Origin of the sequence: Adhaeribacter swui (assembly GCF_014217805.1) — a bacterium.
Lineage (GTDB): Bacteria > Bacteroidota > Bacteroidia > Cytophagales > Hymenobacteraceae > Adhaeribacter > Adhaeribacter swui.
This window is the reverse complement of sequence record NZ_CP055156.1, coordinates 2,403,382-2,419,025: the sequence shown is the minus strand read 5'-3', so window position 1 is coordinate 2,419,025 and position 15,644 is coordinate 2,403,382. Positions and strand designations below refer to the sequence as shown.

Sequence of the window (15,644 nt, the reverse complement as noted above, 5' to 3'; positions counted from 1 at the left end):
CTTATTTCTTTAAAACCGTAATCACGCCTTTCTTGGTCAGCTTAATATCTTCCACCTGAATGATGTACATGTAAGCTCCCGGCAGCACCTTGCCGTTCAGGTTTTGACCATTCCAGCCTTTTTCGGGATTGGTGGTTTGAAATAATCTTACCCCGGAGCGGTCGAATACTTCAATGTTCACTTTGTTGTAAAACTTCAGTTCGGGCACAGTCCATTCATCGTTTACTCCGTCGCCGTTCGGCGTGAAAGCATTTACAATTTTAAGCTGATCCACTGCTTTGGCATAAGCAGCTTTAGTTAAAGTAAAGTTTTGCTCGAAAGAATTGTTGTAGGTATCAGTGGTTCTTACCCGAATGGTAAACTGCGTTTGCCCCGATAAGCCTTGGTTTGATTTTAAATACAACTGGTTCTGGCGGATTTCAAATAAGTTATTATTGGTATCGCCGGCACCACTCACCAAAGCATAAGTAAACTCCTGGTCATCTGGATCTACGGTAGAGAAATTACCAATAGCTTCGTTAGCGGTAATATTGGGGTTAAACGTGGTCGCGCTTAAAGCTAAGGCCGTAGGTACTTTGTTCGGTTGTACTTCTATTATAATCCGGGCTTGCAGATTGTTTTGGTTGCTCGTACCCGGTGCTAAAGTAAGAGCACCTGTAATCTCGTATTGCCCCGCAATGTAAGCGTTGTAATTACCCGGCTGCCAGGTTACGGCAATCTGCTGTTTGGTATTATCGGTATAGGTTACCTCTACGGTAGTAGGCAAAGTAACTTGCAGGAACGTAGTGCGAATAGGCACCTGCACAGTAGCTGGTTGTGCTACCGAAACAATATTGCGGGTAAGTTTTGTTACCTGGTCCGTTACTACCGCACCTTTGTTACCGGCAGCATCTTGCTGGTAGAAAGCGAAAGTTATCTGGCCATCTTTCAGAATAGTTACATCTAAGTCTGAAATTTCAAAATTACTGGTAGTTGCCGAAGCCGTTCCGGTTACTGAAGTACCACCGCCGCTGCTGGAGATTTCATAAAAATAATCGGTACCTGCTTCCGCGCCCGTTACCTTCACCGAAATCTTGGTTTGATTATCAAAGTCAATCTTATCTTGGTTAAAAGATACCGCATAGCCTGTAGGCGCAATGCTGTCGAAAATTAACTTTAATTCGTTGCTGGCTTCGTTGCCGTTGGTAGCTACGTCTTCTGCCTTATTTTCCGGTACGGATACCCTTACTTCACCTTGTGCCGTTGGCGTAATTAGCGCCGTGTATTCCGTAGCACTTACTGAGGCTAAGTCGGAAGCAGTAGCATGTACCAGGTTAATATCGGCGATGCTAAAGCCACTCACGGGTTCGCTAAAGGTGAACGTTACCGAAAAAGCCGCATTGCTGGGGTTAGGAGCCGTAGTTGCTACCGTTACTTGCGGACGGGTAGCATCGTACTGGCGCGTAAATTCTTCTGAAGCTATATTATCGTTGCCAACATTATCCTGTACTTTGGCCGCCGGTAGTACTACCGATACAGCTCCGTTGTTAGTGGGTGTAATAATAGCAGTGTACGTCTTGTTATTAACCTTAGTAAAGGCACTAATCGTAGCATTTGTTAAGGTTACATCTTCTGCAGCAAAACCAACCACATCTTCCGAAAAAGTAAAGGTTGCAGTAAATGCTTCGTTTACAACTGCAGGGACATCGCTACTGATTACAACAGTTGGCGCCGTAGCATCATAAAGCAATTTAAACTCATTAGAGGCTGTATTCGCATTGTCATTTACATCGGTTAAGGTGCTTGCTTTTACCTGCAAACTTACTTCACCATCAGCTGTAGGAGTAACCGTAGCTGTAAACGTGGTATTATCCTGTGTTTGCAGATTAGAAACCGTAGCATTAGTAGCAGTAATATCTTCCAGAGCAAAGTCTTTTACTTCTTCGCTAAAAGTAAACGTAACATCAAAAGCTTCTTTAACTATATCGGTTTGACTGGAGGAAATGGTTACAGTAGGAGCGGTAATGTCTTTTACAGTAATGGTAAAGTTTTGATCAGCGGTTTCTGTTCCATTCGACACCCGCAAACTTACCTGGTGGGTACCCACATCGGAGTGCTTTGGTGTGCCGCTTAATACGGCTCCAGTTTCAAGTTTTAATATTTTATTGCCAGAATAATCACCAAAAACAAGGCTGCCTGATGGAGTTAACGACATTCCCCATACCTGAGTATTAGTGCTTACCTGAACAAATGAAGATAAATCCGGTTTATATTTGCGGACGCCTCCTCCATAAGAACTAACGTATAAATTATCGTTCTTATCTATTTTTATATCGCTCGGATAAGTTAATCCGTTCAATACTTCAGTTAAGTTTGTACCATTATACTTAAAAACTTTTCCAGAACCATAGGCAGCAATGTAGAGGATGCCATTGTTATCAAAACCTATCCCGAAAGGATTATCAATTGTTAGGTAATCGGTAAAGGTATTTGTTTTTGGATTGATCTTAATAATTTTCCCACCATTAAACAAAGCAGCGTATAAATAGTTGTCTTTAATAGCAATAGAGAGTGGCCCCGCCACATTAGGCAACACAACTGTCTCTCCAGCGGCAGGATCATTCAGATTTACTTTTGTAATTTTACCAGTAGAATAGTTATAATATGATATGTATAAATAGTCTTGATAAATCTGCATGGCATATACCTCTCCAGCACCTCGATTGAACCATTTAGTAGTGGTACCATCTGATTGAATTTTATATATTTGAGTGCCTTCATTTTGAGTAACATAGATATTACCATTTGCATCGCCAGCCACTCCCCCGGGCTGTTCTACTGTCCCACCAAACTGGGTAGCCGTATTTTGCCCTTGAGTTAAGCTAAGCCAACTTGGTAAAGTTGGTGTAGAAAAAGTTAACTGAGTGTTTGTTCCGTCAGCCGCCGATAAACTATAACTATACGGTACATTTTCTATAGCTTCTGTTACCGGAGTAGAGGTAAACTGTGGCACCGGCGGCGCTGTTGGAGTGGCGCTCACGGTTGTAGATTTAGTACTTTCTCCATCAGCGTTTACAGCGGTAACGGCATAGTAGTAAGTAGTGTTATTTACTACAGTTTCATCGGTAAAAGTGGTGCTGGTTACTAAAGAAGTATTTAGTTTGGTATTTACGGCATTGGCAGCCGTGCCGCGGTAAACGTTATAACCTGTTACATTATCTGCCGCATTATTCGCAGTCCAGCTTAAATCTGCTTTTGCGTTGCCAGCGGTGGCAGTTAAGTTGCCGGGAGCAGCCGGTTTGCCTTTTACCACAATCAACTCTCTGGTTGCAGTAGTTACTTTATAAACCTCGGTAGCTTCTGCGCGGGCTGTAATATTAGTGGTTCCTACCGCTTTAATAGTAACTGTTTTGCCAGAAACACTGGCAACTGCTGGATCTGAACTGGAATAAGTTAAAGCAACTTTACTTTCTACGGTTGCGGTAAGATCAAAAGGCGCATTGCCCATCTGTTTTTCAGGCAAAGCGTTGAAAGTTATTACATGGTCATCTTTATTATTTGCTTTAGCATATTCAATTACATTAACAAAAAGCTTTCTGCCTGTTTCGGTCCATACATTAGGCGATTGCGCATAAGCCCAGTAATAAAGTTCTTTTCCTTCCCGGTATAAGGCACTATACGCTCCAGACACACTCAACCAACTAACAATATTTGCTCTTTGATTATCAGTCATATATCCCATATAGTAAATATCACTATAAGCAGTACTGTTTAATATTTGAATAGAAGTACCGCTTATTTGATTGGGCGAATTAAATATTTCACTTGTTTTTACTTTATTGGCACTAATTAAATCTCCTCCCGCACTTCCGCCTACTTTGGTATAATAGCCACCTACACCAGCCGCGTAATGCTGAGCTCCATAAGCAATGCCGATCACCGGCTTATTAGCATTTTTAATTGTCTGGGCTTTGGTTTGTATAGCTGAACCACTTTCTTGTCCAATTATTACTGCATCAACATTTGTGAGGTTATCAGCAGTTAAATTATTGATATTTAAAATATTAACATTATAACCAGATGCTGTTAAATAGGACTTATAATCTAAAGCCATTGGGCTGCTTACATTATTGGTTAGATAAAGCAGGCTTTGTGCCCACCCTTCTTGCCAATGAGCAAACAAAAAGCAGAAAACAATAAAAAGTAACCTTTTTTTCATGGTGTAAATTGTGAATTAGATATTATTTTAATATTTATAAAAGCACTTAAATTTTTATGATAATTAATTCTGTTTTGATCAATAGATGTGTAGTTAAATTCGTAACCTGACTATACTTTATATTTAATCCGGCAGAGCATTCTTGAATCATCTTTTAGAGGCCATGCAACATCTTTAAGAGATGACACAATAAAAGCGCAATTCACCCAATAAATAGAAATTACAAAGCCCATCTGAAATCTATTCGCATAAAGAGTAGTAAAATCAATGATGTACTAAATTTCTATTTTCATTAAAACTGCTATAAGCAACTTAAAAGCGGTTTATTGTTTTTATCCTACTTCATATTTCTCTAAGATTTACTTTATCGGGTTAGTGCGTAAATTTATTACTATAATTCAGGCTTAAATCATCGGCATAAGGGCTCATTTCAATCCCTATCACAATTTATTCCTATAATTCTATAGTAAAATTTAAATAGTTATAATATCATTTTTTATATATTAAAGCAACAACTTTAATTGCATAGTTATATAATACTCACTCGCCTATTTAGTACTGTAACTACTTAGTGATTTTGTACTCTAATGGGATTAAGAGGAAGGGTAAAGAGCAGGCAACTACCACCAGCAACCAATTACGGAATGGTAGAAAAAGGAAAAATTTAAAATTTTGACAATAGCTGCTTAGTAAACAAAAAACCAGCGGGAGTACCGCTGGTTTTTTGTATTTATCAAATGAATATACCGGACGAATTTATCAAGCTAAGCGGCCCTCCAGAGTAGGCCGGGGTTTGGGGCGTTCGGGGGCTTTGGCGGCAACGCTGTCGTTAAATTCCAGCCGGACGGTATCTTTCTCAAAGTGACAAGTAACAGTTTCGGAATGGGGCGTTTGGTTAAAAACCCAGGTCATTACGAACGTATTCGGGTCTTGCCAGGTACCAAAGGCGGCCACTTTTTCTTTGGGTTTGGGCTCCTTCGGTTCCATTTGCACAAAGCTGGGCGGCTCGCCGGGCATCCGGGATTCGCCCATGGCCCAATTGTTTAGGCCACAGGTAATCTGGTGCGTTTCCTGGTTGTCTTGTAATTTAAAAATGCAGGTAGTAGGCGTAAACGCGAAAGAAATACTTTGAGCTTTTAAGTGATTATCGACTAGCCGAAAGGTTTTACCCGAAATACTTTTAACCACAGGCGAATTGCTGTTTATTTTCGCGGGCAGTAAAGTAAGCGAGGATAGCTTTTGCTTTAAAGCCTTTTGGGCAGCCGCATTCGCGGGCAAAGCTGCTGGTTTCATGCCCGGTAAGATGTGGTCCCAAACCTGGTTGAGAATGGCCTGCATATTGCTGGTTTCGCTGGTAATGGCAATAACGGCATCTTGCTCCGGCAATACCAGGCAGTACTGGCCCATGGCGCCATCGCCGCGGTACGAATTATGGCGGCTGCGCCAGAACTGGTAACCGTAGCCCTGGTTCCACTCGTGGGCCGGCGTAGTAGAGGCGGCGTTCGGCACCTGGTAAGCGGTAGCTTCTTCTACCCAGGCGGCCGGTAAAATTTGTTGCCCATTGTACACGCCTTTTTGTAAATACAACTGCCCGAATTTGGCAATATCTTCGGTTTTAATCCGTAAACCAAAGCCACCCGTGGCAATGCCTTGCGGATCCGTTTCCCAGTCAGCACCCACAATACCTAAAGGTTGCAACAAGCGCGGCGTGAGGTAATCCAGCAAATTTTGATTGGTTACTTTCTGGATAATAGCCGAGAGCATATAGGTAGCGCCGGTGTTATACAAAAAGTGCGTACCAGGTTCGTGCTCTACGGGCAGAGCCAGAAAAGTACGCGCCCAACTCCCCGATTTATCCTGCACTAATGGCCCAATGGTATCTTTATCGTGACCGGTAGTCATGGTGAGCAAATCTTTAATGCGCATGGCCGCCAGGTTCGGGCTTACGGTAGCGGGTAAATCGTTCGGGAAAAACGACACTACTTTGTCGGTTACTTTTAATTTACCTTCGGTTACGGCTAGGCCAATGCCCGTGGAAGTAAAACTTTTACTCAGCGAAAAAAGCGTATGTTTTAAATCAGGTGCGTAGGGCGCCCACCAGCCTTCGGCGGCTACTTTGCCATGCCGTACTACCATTAAACTATGAAGGCCAAGTTTTTCTTTTTCTACGGCTTCGATAAAAGCCAACAAGTTTGGCGAAGCAATGCCTTGCAGTTCCGGCGTGCTACGGGGCAAACTACTATTTTCGGACACGGCGGCCCAAAGCGGCTCGGGTAAAAAAGAAAAAAGGCCGATGCCAGCCAAGCCAGCACCCGTGGATTTTAAAAAATTTCGGCGGTTCAGGGTCATTACTATCAATAGATTTTAAGATTGACTACTTGCTTGCGGTTTGTTGGTATAAAAAGTCGAGGGCGGCCGCATCGGACATGGCTTTGGCCGTCGGCTGCAGGTCTAAAATCATGATTTTTTTATCAGTAGGCTGGTAGACAGGCCATACCGGAAGCTTTGCCCCGTTGGGGTTACCCGTACGCGCAAAATTAGCCCAATACCCCGACATGATTCTGGCCAGTTCGTGATCGGCAGGTTCCCAGGGCCGGTCTACAAATTTTAAATTATTGTAAGCGTAGGGCACTTCGCCGGTATGGAAAGCACCGTACTTTTTATACTCGCCGGTGGCCGGCACTTTGCGCGTAAACCGGTACACGTATACCTTTTGTTTATACTGCTGATTTTGCACGTTGGCCCAGGCATAATTCTGAACACCAAAAATCAAATCGCGCGAGAGCCTTAACTGCGACTTTTCGGCTTCGGCATCGGTGCTGGCGGGGTAAAATTTTAAAAAATCGGCGGCATTGGCGCCGTATTGTTGTTCCCCTAATTTTTGAAATTCTGTGGCATTCTTCAGCGGCCCCATGGTCAGACCTTCTTCTTCGTTCCAGCCGGTAAGTAAATCCACGGGGTTAGCTTTGCCCGCCGCAAAAATTTGGGCAACGGTTTCGGGCACTACGTACCCATCTACAATGGGGCGCGTGCCTTTTATTTTTTCGTGCACGGTGGCAGCGGGTAGTTTTCTTAAATCGGCCAGGGAGGTAGCGTTTAACGTTTGCGCTATTTTAACGCCTTCTTCCTCCGCTTGCGGCAGCGTAATACTACCGCGCGTAAAATTAGCACCACTTTGGGCAATGGCCCTTTTGAATAAGTTTTTCGCCAATGGCGAGGCTACCAGGTAATTTACGCTCATGGAACCCGCCGATTGTCCCGCAATTGTTACGTTGTTAGGATCGCCGCCAAATGTCGCAATGTTTTGTTTTACCCAGCGCAAAGCCGCAATTTGATCTAGTAACCCATAATTACCGGAAGCATTTGTACCGGATTCTTTGCTTAGCTCCGGATGTGCGAAAAAGCCAAACGGCCCTACCCGGTAGTTCATGCTAACAAACACCAGGCCTTGGTGTGCCATGGCTTCGCCGTCGTAAATGGGTACGCCGGCGCCGCCGCTGTTAAAACCGCCGCCGTAAATCCAAACCAGTACCGGTCTTCTTTCGGTAGCGGTTTTAGCGCCTGTCCACACGTTCAGGTACAAGCAATCTTCGCTGATGGGTTCTTTGGGAATTAAAAACTCGGCGCTCCACATGCTAAAAGGCTTCGGCTCGGCTTGCATGGGGCTTGGCCCAAATTGCGTACACGCCCGCACGCCCGACCACGATTTTACCGGCTGGGGCGCCCGCCAGCGTAAATCGCCCACGGGCGGAGCCGCAAACGGAATACCTTTATAAATGGCAATCTGGCCATCTTTACTTTTAGCACCGGAAATCTGACCCGACTGAATTTTAATAATATCTAAACTGGCGGGCACCGGGTAAAAAGCAAACACCCCCGCTAACAGCAGAATAAATAGTACAGATACTTTTGCAGCTTTTATCATGCTGGAATATAAAAAATTGCCCGCAAAAAATGCGGTTAGTACAACAAAATTTGCTAAGCAAAGAACACTTTATTTGTTATTGATTGGCACCGCTTATCTGCTTTAAAAACAGCTACTAATTACGGCCATCCAGATTTAAAAAATTTTAAAATTTTAAAATTTTCAGGCTGATGCAAAAGCTCTAAGATTCTACATTTCTGTTCACTATTTCCGCAGAAAGCCCCCCTGCTCCTCCTAAACTTAGGAGGGGAACTTTCCTCTAGCTTAACTTAACCAGTAACCTTTGAACCGCTTATCTATTTAGTTGGCATAGGCAAAGCTTGACTAGCCTAATTATTGATTCTGTTTAAACCGGTAGAGGTACGGTGCTTTGTGGGCGCCGCCGGTGTATTTCTTTTCGATGCGTTCCAGAATATCCAGGCCTAAAATCCGGCGCTGAAAGCTGGACCGGTTTTGCCTTTCACCCAGAATGGTTTCGTAGAGTATTTGCAGATCTCCGATGGTGAATGTTTCGGGCAAGAGATTAAAGCCGATTAGTTTCCGGTCCAGGTTTAGTTGGAGCGTTTCCAAAGCTTTTTGTACCATTTCCTGGTGGTCCAGCATAAGCGGGGGCAGATTATTTAAATCATACCAGTCGCAGCGGTCCGACAAAGGATCGGGTTTGGGTACGGCTTGGGTAAAATCCACCAAAGCATAATACCCAATAGAAACAAAGCGGTCCAGAAGCCAGTGATCTTTTTTAAATTTTAAATTGCGGCCTTTCAAAATAGCCTTTAACGGGGCGGGATTATACCGCTGGTAATCGCCGAAAACGTAAAACTGCTCCAGGTAAATATTTTTTAACCCGGTTCTTTGTTCTAAAGAACGCCGGGCCGCCTTGTTTACATCTTCTTCTTTTTTAATAAAGCCGGCGGGTAAAGCAAACAAGTTGGTGTTTTCGTACTCCAGCAGCAATATTTTTAATTGATTATCATGAAAGCCAAATATGACCATATCAATTGCCAGATTAGGCAGGTATCTGGCCCCATCCATTTGGTGCTCGATGGTTTTCTTACTCATGCAAGGTAAAGTTTATCTAATCAGTACAAACCCATGAAAGCCCTAAAGTAAACAATGTTGCGTAGCGCAACAATATTTATCTTGACTTTATCAAAACTAATTTTTATTATTGTTTTCTGTTGCAACAATAATAAAAATTACTATCAGCTTTATCAGCAATAGGCAAAACCAGCTTATCCCTAATCTTTATTTTATACTTGATATGAAAACAGTTTTTACCTTTTTACTACTAGCCCTGCTGGTACTGCCCACGGTGCAGGCCCAAACCACGAAAGCTACAGCGGGCAACAACCAGGTGAGCACGGCCAACGGCAAGCTGGAAGGCGTAACCGAAAAATCCGGCATCCGGTCTTTTAAAGGAGTACCTTTTGCCGCCCCGCCCGTGGGGAACTTGCGCTGGCGCGAACCGCAACCGGTAAAAAACTGGTCGGGGGTACGGGCCGCGAAACAGTTTGGCCCCCGGGCCATGCAGTTGCCCGTATTCGGCGATATGGGTTTCCGCTCGGATGGCATGAACGAAGATTGCTTGTATTTAAACGTTTGGACGCCAGCCAAGAGCAATAAAGAAAAGTTACCGGTACTGGTTTACTTTTACGGCGGCGGCTTTGTGGCCGGCGATGGCTCCGAAGCCCGCTACGATGGCGAAAGCATGGCCAAAATGGGTATCGTGGCCCTTTCGGTTAATTACCGCTTGGGCGTGTTTGGGTTTATGGCGCATCCGGAGCTCACCAAAGAATCGCCGCACAAAGCCTCGGGCAATTATGGTTACCAAGACCAGGCCGCCGCTTTGCGTTGGGTAAAACAAAACATTGCAGCTTTTGGCGGCGACCCCAATAAAGTTACTATTGCCGGCGAATCAGCGGGTTCTATTTCGGTGAGCGCCCAAATGGCTTCGCCGGTTTCGAAAAACTTATTTGCCCAAGCCATTGGCGAAAGCGGCGCTTTAGTAAATTCGGGCTTAGATCCGGTGCCGCTATCAGAAGCCGAACAAATAGGCGTAAAATTCGCCACCGAAATGGGTGCTCAATCTTTAGCTGATTTACGGCAAATGCCTGCCCAAAAATTACTGGATGCAGCGGGTAAAAAAGGCATTCCGGGCTTTCCGGCTACCCTGGATAATTATTTCTTCCCGAAATCACCAGCCGCTATTTTTGCTGCCGGCGAACAAGCCAAAGTACCGTTACTGGCGGGCTGGAACTCCGAAGAAATGACGTATTTGTTTTTGCTGGGTAAAGAACAACCTACCATAGATAATTACACCAAAGCCGTGCAAAAAACGTTCGGTGACCAGGCCAATGCTATTCTGCAGGTGTATAAACCCACCTCCGACGAAGAAGTAGTGCCCGTAGCCACCGATTTAGCCGGCGACCGCTTTATTGCCTACAGCACCTGGAAATGGATGGACCTTCACCGCCAAACCAGCGGCCAGCCAGTGTACCGGTATTTGTTTTCGCGACCCCGGCCCCCGATGGTAGCCGCCATGGGTAATGCTACTGCGGGTTTAGCCGGCGGAGTAGTAAAAGAAAGTGACCCGAATGCCGTTAAAATGCCGCAAGCCCGCGGCGCGGTGCACGCCGCTGAAATTGAATACGCCATGGGCAACTTACCTTATAACAAAGTGTACGCCTGGACACCGGATGATTACAAAGTTTCGGAAACCATGCAGCGCTACTTCGCTAACTTTATAAAAACCGGCAACCCCAACGGCACCAGCTTACCTAACTGGCCCGCTAACAGCAAAACGGGTCCGGCACAAGTCATGCACCTGGATGTTACTACCGGCGCTAAACCTGCCCAACACGAAGCGCGCTACGAAACCTTGGATCAGTTACAAACTAAAAAATAGGCTGCACCAGAAGTTAAATTTTAATTTTTTAAATTTTTAAATTTTTCCGGTACATCCTTTTCAGTGCTCTACTAAACTTTTAGCCGGCAAACCAATCCTGTTTGCCGGTTTTACTTTCTCCCTGTCATTTTTAAATTTTGCCGATTCTATGAGATTAATACTTTCTTTTCTGTTATTTACTTTAGTTTGGTTTTCCGCTACCGAAACCCAGGCGGCTAAAGTAGACTCGCTGGAGATTCCGAGTGCCGCCATGAACAAAACCTACAAAGCTGCGGTGGTGCTGCCTAAAACTTACGCCAAAAGTAAAGCTGCTTACCCGGTGCTGTATCTGCTGCACGGCGGCGGTGGCCATTTCAGCGACTGGCTGCGGTTAACGCCCGACAAGCAATTGCTGCACAAGCTCGCCGACCAATATAATTTAATCATTGTAACCCCCGAAGGCGAAAACCTGGGCGGTTACCTGGATAGTCCGGTGCAAGCCGATAACAAGTTTGAAACCTACATTACCCAGGAAGTACTCAGCAAAATAGATAATACCTACCGCACCATCCGCGACCGCAAGGGCCGCGTAATAACCGGATTGAGCATGGGCGGCCACGGGGCCTTTTACCTGGCTACCCGCCACCCCGACTTGTACTGCGCCGCCGGTAGCATGAGCGGGGCGCTGGATTTAAATTTTGCCAACTGGAAAATTACGCCCGAGTTTCAGCAGCAGATAACGCCCCGGTTTGCCCGCATTTTAGGACCAATAGGCGCTACACCCGATTTATACGCGGCTAACTCGGTGGTAACTTACGCTGATAAGATGAAGACCAACGACGTGAAACTTATATTTGACTGCGGCGTCGATGATTTTTTAATTGAACCCAACCGCGAGTTGCACCGGCGTTTGGTGTACAATAAAACACCACACGACTACACCGAGCACCCTGGCGGCCACACCTGGGATTACTGGGAAAACTCCTTGCCCTACCACATCTTGTTTTTCAGTAAAATTTTAAAAGCCAACGGTACTGCGGTTATGTAAACCAGTCGGTAAAGCGGGAAGCTATTTCGGTTGCTCCTACCCTAGCGTAAAATTTTTGAGTTGGTGCGGGCTTGCAGCTCGTATTAAAGCATTTTATAAAATTTTAAACCCTACTGATAAACCCAACCTAAGCCATTTTCGCCGCCGCGGAAATGGTTTTTTAAATATTGGCGTGCCAGTTCGTATAATTATTGCTACTTTAACGTGAGTTCGAGATAAGCAAAGAATACAACGTTATTCAACTTTAAGTAAGTCATCCTGAAAGGATCTAATCGGTTACCTACTGGTTAGATCCTTTCAGGATGACTAAAATAGACAGGAAAAAACTTGAAAATAGAATTTTATCTTCCTTGCTAGTGCTTTCATTTATTTATTGTGTAGATAAGTACTTAATTCGAACTCACGTTACTTTAACCAAAAAATCAGCATTCCGGCTCATGAAAATTGCACTATGCCTCGTTTTATTTTGCGCCAGTATTCTGGAAGTAAAAAGCCAGATAATTACCGACTCCGTACAAGTAGAGAACCATTACCGCGTTTTTCACTTTAACAAACCTACCCAGGCCACTCAAAACTTTGATTTGGTTTTTGTATTACACGGCTCGGGCGGCGATGGTAAAGGTATGATGCAACCGGCCGCGGCCTTGCAGAAAAACGCGAATCAGGAACATTTCTTACCGGTTTACCCCGACGGCTATAAACGCTACTGGAACGAGTGCCGGAAAAAAGCCACCAGCGCCGCCAACCAGGAAGACATTAACGAGCAAGCTTTTTTTAAAGCCATGCACCAGTACTTCCAACAGAAATACCAGGTAAATAAAAAGTACTTTTTCGCGATTGGTTTATCGGGTGGCGGGCACATGGCCTACAAACTGGCCTTAACCATGCCCCAGCAATGCAAAGCAATTTGCGCCGTAGTCGCTAATTTACCCGACCAACCTAACTTAGATTGCGTGGAAGCTAAAGTGCCCGTAGCCGTCATGATAATAAACGGCACCAACGATGCCATAAACCCGTACAACGGCGGCGAAATGCAGGTAAATGGCAACTCGTTTGGTACGGTACATTCTACGGATGGCTCTTTTGAGTATTGGGCCAAACTGGCGGGCTACACCGGCAAGCCCACCGAAGCCGCTATCCCAGACCCCGACAAAAACAACCAGCAAACCATTACCCGCTACACCTATAAGCAAAAAAACAAACCCGAAGTAACGCTCTTAAAAGTTACCGGCGGCGAACACGCTTTCCCGAAAGACGTGGATGGTTTTATCGAAGCCGGCCAATTTTTCAAGCGGCAGAAATAATCTTCCCTCTGAAATAACAATAAAATACCGGTTTGTTAATTCCCTATTAAACCCATTCCAGCAGTAGTACTTGCTGTATGGCTGGCTATTCTTTTTCTGGAATTACAAAAAATTCAAAAATTCACTCGGGTAGCTCTATTGGAACAAGGCAAATCTATATTTGTTAGATATGAAATTAACCAGCAGAAATGCTACCAGCAGCTTCGCGATGATTTTGCCGCAGTAGTCGTCTAGTTTATTCTGTTGGGGTCAGGTTGCGGCAATTTGGGGCAACATTGTTTTGGATTGGAAGTAAACCCTTTTGATATGCGCGGCACCTTATCAGCACCTATTTTTAAATTTTTAAAAATCTACAATTTACCGGAGTTTTGGAGCGGGTTGAACTAAAAAAATTGAATGGCGATACTTTTTTGATTGCCGAACGCATGCCCGATAATGCCTATGTATTAGCCCAGTGGATCGGTATTCAAAGCTTAAGTACTGTGATGCAAGGCGGTAATTATTACATCGACATGCTGCAAAAACAACCTTGCGCCAAGCTCCTAAACAGCCACGCCGAACTGATTGGCCCCTGGGATGTGGCTAACGATTGGATTGTGCAAACCTGGACGCCGCGGGTACAAGCCTTAGGTTTACGCTACATGGCGCAAGTGCTGGCGCCGGGCGTTTACGGGCAAATGTCGTTTCACCAGTTGCACCAGCGCATCAGCAATACCTGGGAAATTAAAATGTTCGACGATGAACCTACCGCCCGCGAATGGCTGTTGTCCTTATTCTAACCGTATTGTATTTTTTAAATTTCACGAATGATAGACGTTATTAAACGGAATAATGTGCGCGTGGTAGGCACTGGCGAACAGGCTATGCTCTTGGCCCATGGTTTTGGCTGCAGCCAGAACGTGTGGCGGCATTTTGTAGCCGCTTACCAAACCAAGTTTAAGTTAATTCTTTTTGATTTTGTGGGTGCCGGCCAGTCTGACTTAAGTGCTTATGACTCTAAGAGATATAGTACTATAAGTGGTTACGCTCAGGATGTATTGGATATTATAACGGCCTTAAACCTGAGCAACGTAATATTTATCGGGCACTCCGTGGGCAGCATGGTTGGGGTAAAAGCCGCTATTATGCAACCTGCTTATTTTAGTAAATTAATTTTTGTGGCGCCATCGCCGTACTACATCAACGAAGACGATTACGTCGGCGGTATGGACAAAGAAGATTTAATAAACCTGCTTACCTTAATGGATAGCAATTACCTGGGCTGGTCGAGCTTTTTAGGGCCGCAGGTAATGGGCAATTCCGACCGGCCCGAGCTGGGCGAAGAATTAACCGCTAACTTTTGCGCCACTGACCCGGACATAGCCAAAGAATTTGCCCGCGTAACCTTTCTGTCGGATAACCGCGCCGACCTGGAGAAACTGCAAACCGAGAGCCTTACCCTGCAATGTTCCGACGACATACTGGCACCTTTAGAAGTGGGATATTACATCCAGGAAAAAGCCTCGCACAATACGTTAAAAATTTTACAGGCTACCGGGCATTGTCCCCATTTGAGCGCCCCCGAAGAAACCATAGCGGCCATTAACGCTTACCTGCACCTCCATTAACAGAAAGGCCATGCCAAACGAAACTCAGAACAACGCTTTAGATTTTAAGTTTTTGTACCACACCGCGCCCTGCGGCTTGCTCACTTTTGAAGTAAATGGCCCTATTCTCTACGCCAACCAAACATTATTAAACTGGCTGGAAATAACCGAGCAGGATATCACGCAAAAAAAATTTAAAGACTTGCTGGATAAAGCGGGAGTAATGTACTTCGAGCTATTTGTGCAGCCCATCCTGAAAATGCATCAGGAAGCCAAAGAAATTAACTTAAACATTAAAACCGCTACAGGCACTTTCTCGTGCTTGTTTAACGGCAAAGCCGTAACTAAAACCGCCGAAGGCAAAGAAATAATCAACGCCATTATTTTTAAAGTAGAAGACCGCAAAAAATACGAAAATGAGTTGCTGTTACAAAGAACCCGTGCCGAAGAAGAAAAACAGCAAAAATCGCAGGCTTTACAAGAGTTATCGTTTAACCAGGCGCACCTAATCCGGGCGCCTTTGGCCAATATTATGGGCTTACTTAAGTTATTGCAACAAATACCCGCTACCAACAACGAAATAAATCAGATTGTAGCCATGCTGCAGGAAAGCGCCACCGAACTCGACCAGCAGGTGCGCACCATTGTAGACAAAGCCGACGATCATATTTAGCTCGGGTTACCCGCATTGGCCCGGCC

The 15,644-nt window shown here is 44.9% G+C and carries 10 protein-coding genes; 6 read left to right on the top strand and 4 right to left on the bottom strand.

What is annotated here, in order from left to right:
* Position 1: 1 nt before the first annotated feature.
* From HUW51_RS10520 to HUW51_RS10505, 4 genes are all read right to left on the bottom strand, one after another.
* Complete coding sequence (locus HUW51_RS10520) at positions 2-4,198, bottom strand: Ig-like domain-containing protein (RefSeq protein WP_185273990.1); 4,197 nt, start codon at positions 4,196-4,198, stop codon at positions 2-4.
* Positions 4,199-4,957: 759 nt separating this feature from the next.
* Positions 4,958-6,547 (bottom strand): serine hydrolase, encoded by a 1,590-nt coding sequence (locus HUW51_RS10515; protein WP_185273989.1) that lies wholly within the window; start codon positions 6,545-6,547, stop codon positions 4,958-4,960.
* Positions 6,548-6,572: 25 nt separating this feature from the next.
* Positions 6,573-8,123, bottom strand: a complete 1,551-nt coding sequence (locus tag HUW51_RS10510) for a carboxylesterase/lipase family protein (RefSeq protein WP_185273988.1) — start codon at positions 8,121-8,123, stop codon at positions 6,573-6,575.
* A gap of 333 nt (positions 8,124-8,456) precedes the next feature.
* A complete protein-coding gene (locus tag HUW51_RS10505; RefSeq protein WP_185273987.1) occupies positions 8,457-9,182 on the bottom strand; it encodes an NUDIX hydrolase in 726 nt (241 codons plus the stop codon).
* A gap of 202 nt (positions 9,183-9,384) precedes the next feature.
* Between HUW51_RS10505 and HUW51_RS10500 the strand changes: the two genes are divergently transcribed.
* The 6 genes from HUW51_RS10500 to HUW51_RS10475 all read left to right on the top strand — a co-directional run bounded on the left by HUW51_RS10500 (position 9,385) and on the right by HUW51_RS10475 (position 15,618).
* Complete coding sequence (locus HUW51_RS10500; protein ID WP_185273986.1) at positions 9,385-11,028, top strand: carboxylesterase/lipase family protein; 1,644 nt, start codon at positions 9,385-9,387, stop codon at positions 11,026-11,028.
* Between the two features lie 148 nt (positions 11,029-11,176).
* A complete protein-coding gene (locus tag HUW51_RS10495; protein WP_185273985.1) occupies positions 11,177-12,055 on the top strand; it encodes an alpha/beta hydrolase in 879 nt (292 codons plus the stop codon).
* Positions 12,056-12,492: 437 nt separating this feature from the next.
* A complete protein-coding gene (locus HUW51_RS10490; RefSeq protein WP_185273984.1) occupies positions 12,493-13,359 on the top strand; it encodes an alpha/beta hydrolase family esterase in 867 nt (288 codons plus the stop codon).
* A 392-nt stretch (positions 13,360-13,751) separates the two neighbouring features.
* Positions 13,752-14,138, top strand: a complete 387-nt coding sequence (locus HUW51_RS10485) for a hypothetical protein (RefSeq protein ID WP_228466996.1) — start codon at positions 13,752-13,754, stop codon at positions 14,136-14,138.
* Positions 14,139-14,165: 27 nt separating this feature from the next.
* Positions 14,166-14,966, top strand: a complete 801-nt coding sequence (locus HUW51_RS10480) for an alpha/beta fold hydrolase (protein ID WP_185273982.1) — start codon at positions 14,166-14,168, stop codon at positions 14,964-14,966.
* Positions 14,967-14,976: 10 nt separating this feature from the next.
* Complete coding sequence (locus HUW51_RS10475) at positions 14,977-15,618, top strand: PAS domain-containing protein (RefSeq protein ID WP_185273981.1); 642 nt, start codon at positions 14,977-14,979, stop codon at positions 15,616-15,618.
* Positions 15,619-15,644 lie beyond the last annotated feature (26 nt).

Coding starts and splice junctions, on each gene's coding strand:
- HUW51_RS10520 (WP_185273990.1), bottom strand. CDS start 4,198: ATGAAAAAAAGGTTACTTTTTATTGTTTTCTGCTTTTTGTTTGCTCAT.
- HUW51_RS10515 (WP_185273989.1), bottom strand. CDS start 6,547: ATGACCCTGAACCGCCGAAATTTTTTAAAATCCACGGGTGCTGGCTTG.
- HUW51_RS10510 (WP_185273988.1), bottom strand. CDS start 8,123: ATGATAAAAGCTGCAAAAGTATCTGTACTATTTATTCTGCTGTTAGCG.
- HUW51_RS10505 (WP_185273987.1), bottom strand. CDS start 9,182: ATGAGTAAGAAAACCATCGAGCACCAAATGGATGGGGCCAGATACCTG.
- HUW51_RS10500 (WP_185273986.1), top strand. CDS start 9,385: ATGAAAACAGTTTTTACCTTTTTACTACTAGCCCTGCTGGTACTGCCC.
- HUW51_RS10495 (WP_185273985.1), top strand. CDS start 11,177: ATGAGATTAATACTTTCTTTTCTGTTATTTACTTTAGTTTGGTTTTCC.
- HUW51_RS10490 (WP_185273984.1), top strand. CDS start 12,493: ATGAAAATTGCACTATGCCTCGTTTTATTTTGCGCCAGTATTCTGGAA.
- HUW51_RS10480 (WP_185273982.1), top strand. CDS start 14,166: ATGATAGACGTTATTAAACGGAATAATGTGCGCGTGGTAGGCACTGGC.
- HUW51_RS10475 (WP_185273981.1), top strand. CDS start 14,977: ATGCCAAACGAAACTCAGAACAACGCTTTAGATTTTAAGTTTTTGTAC.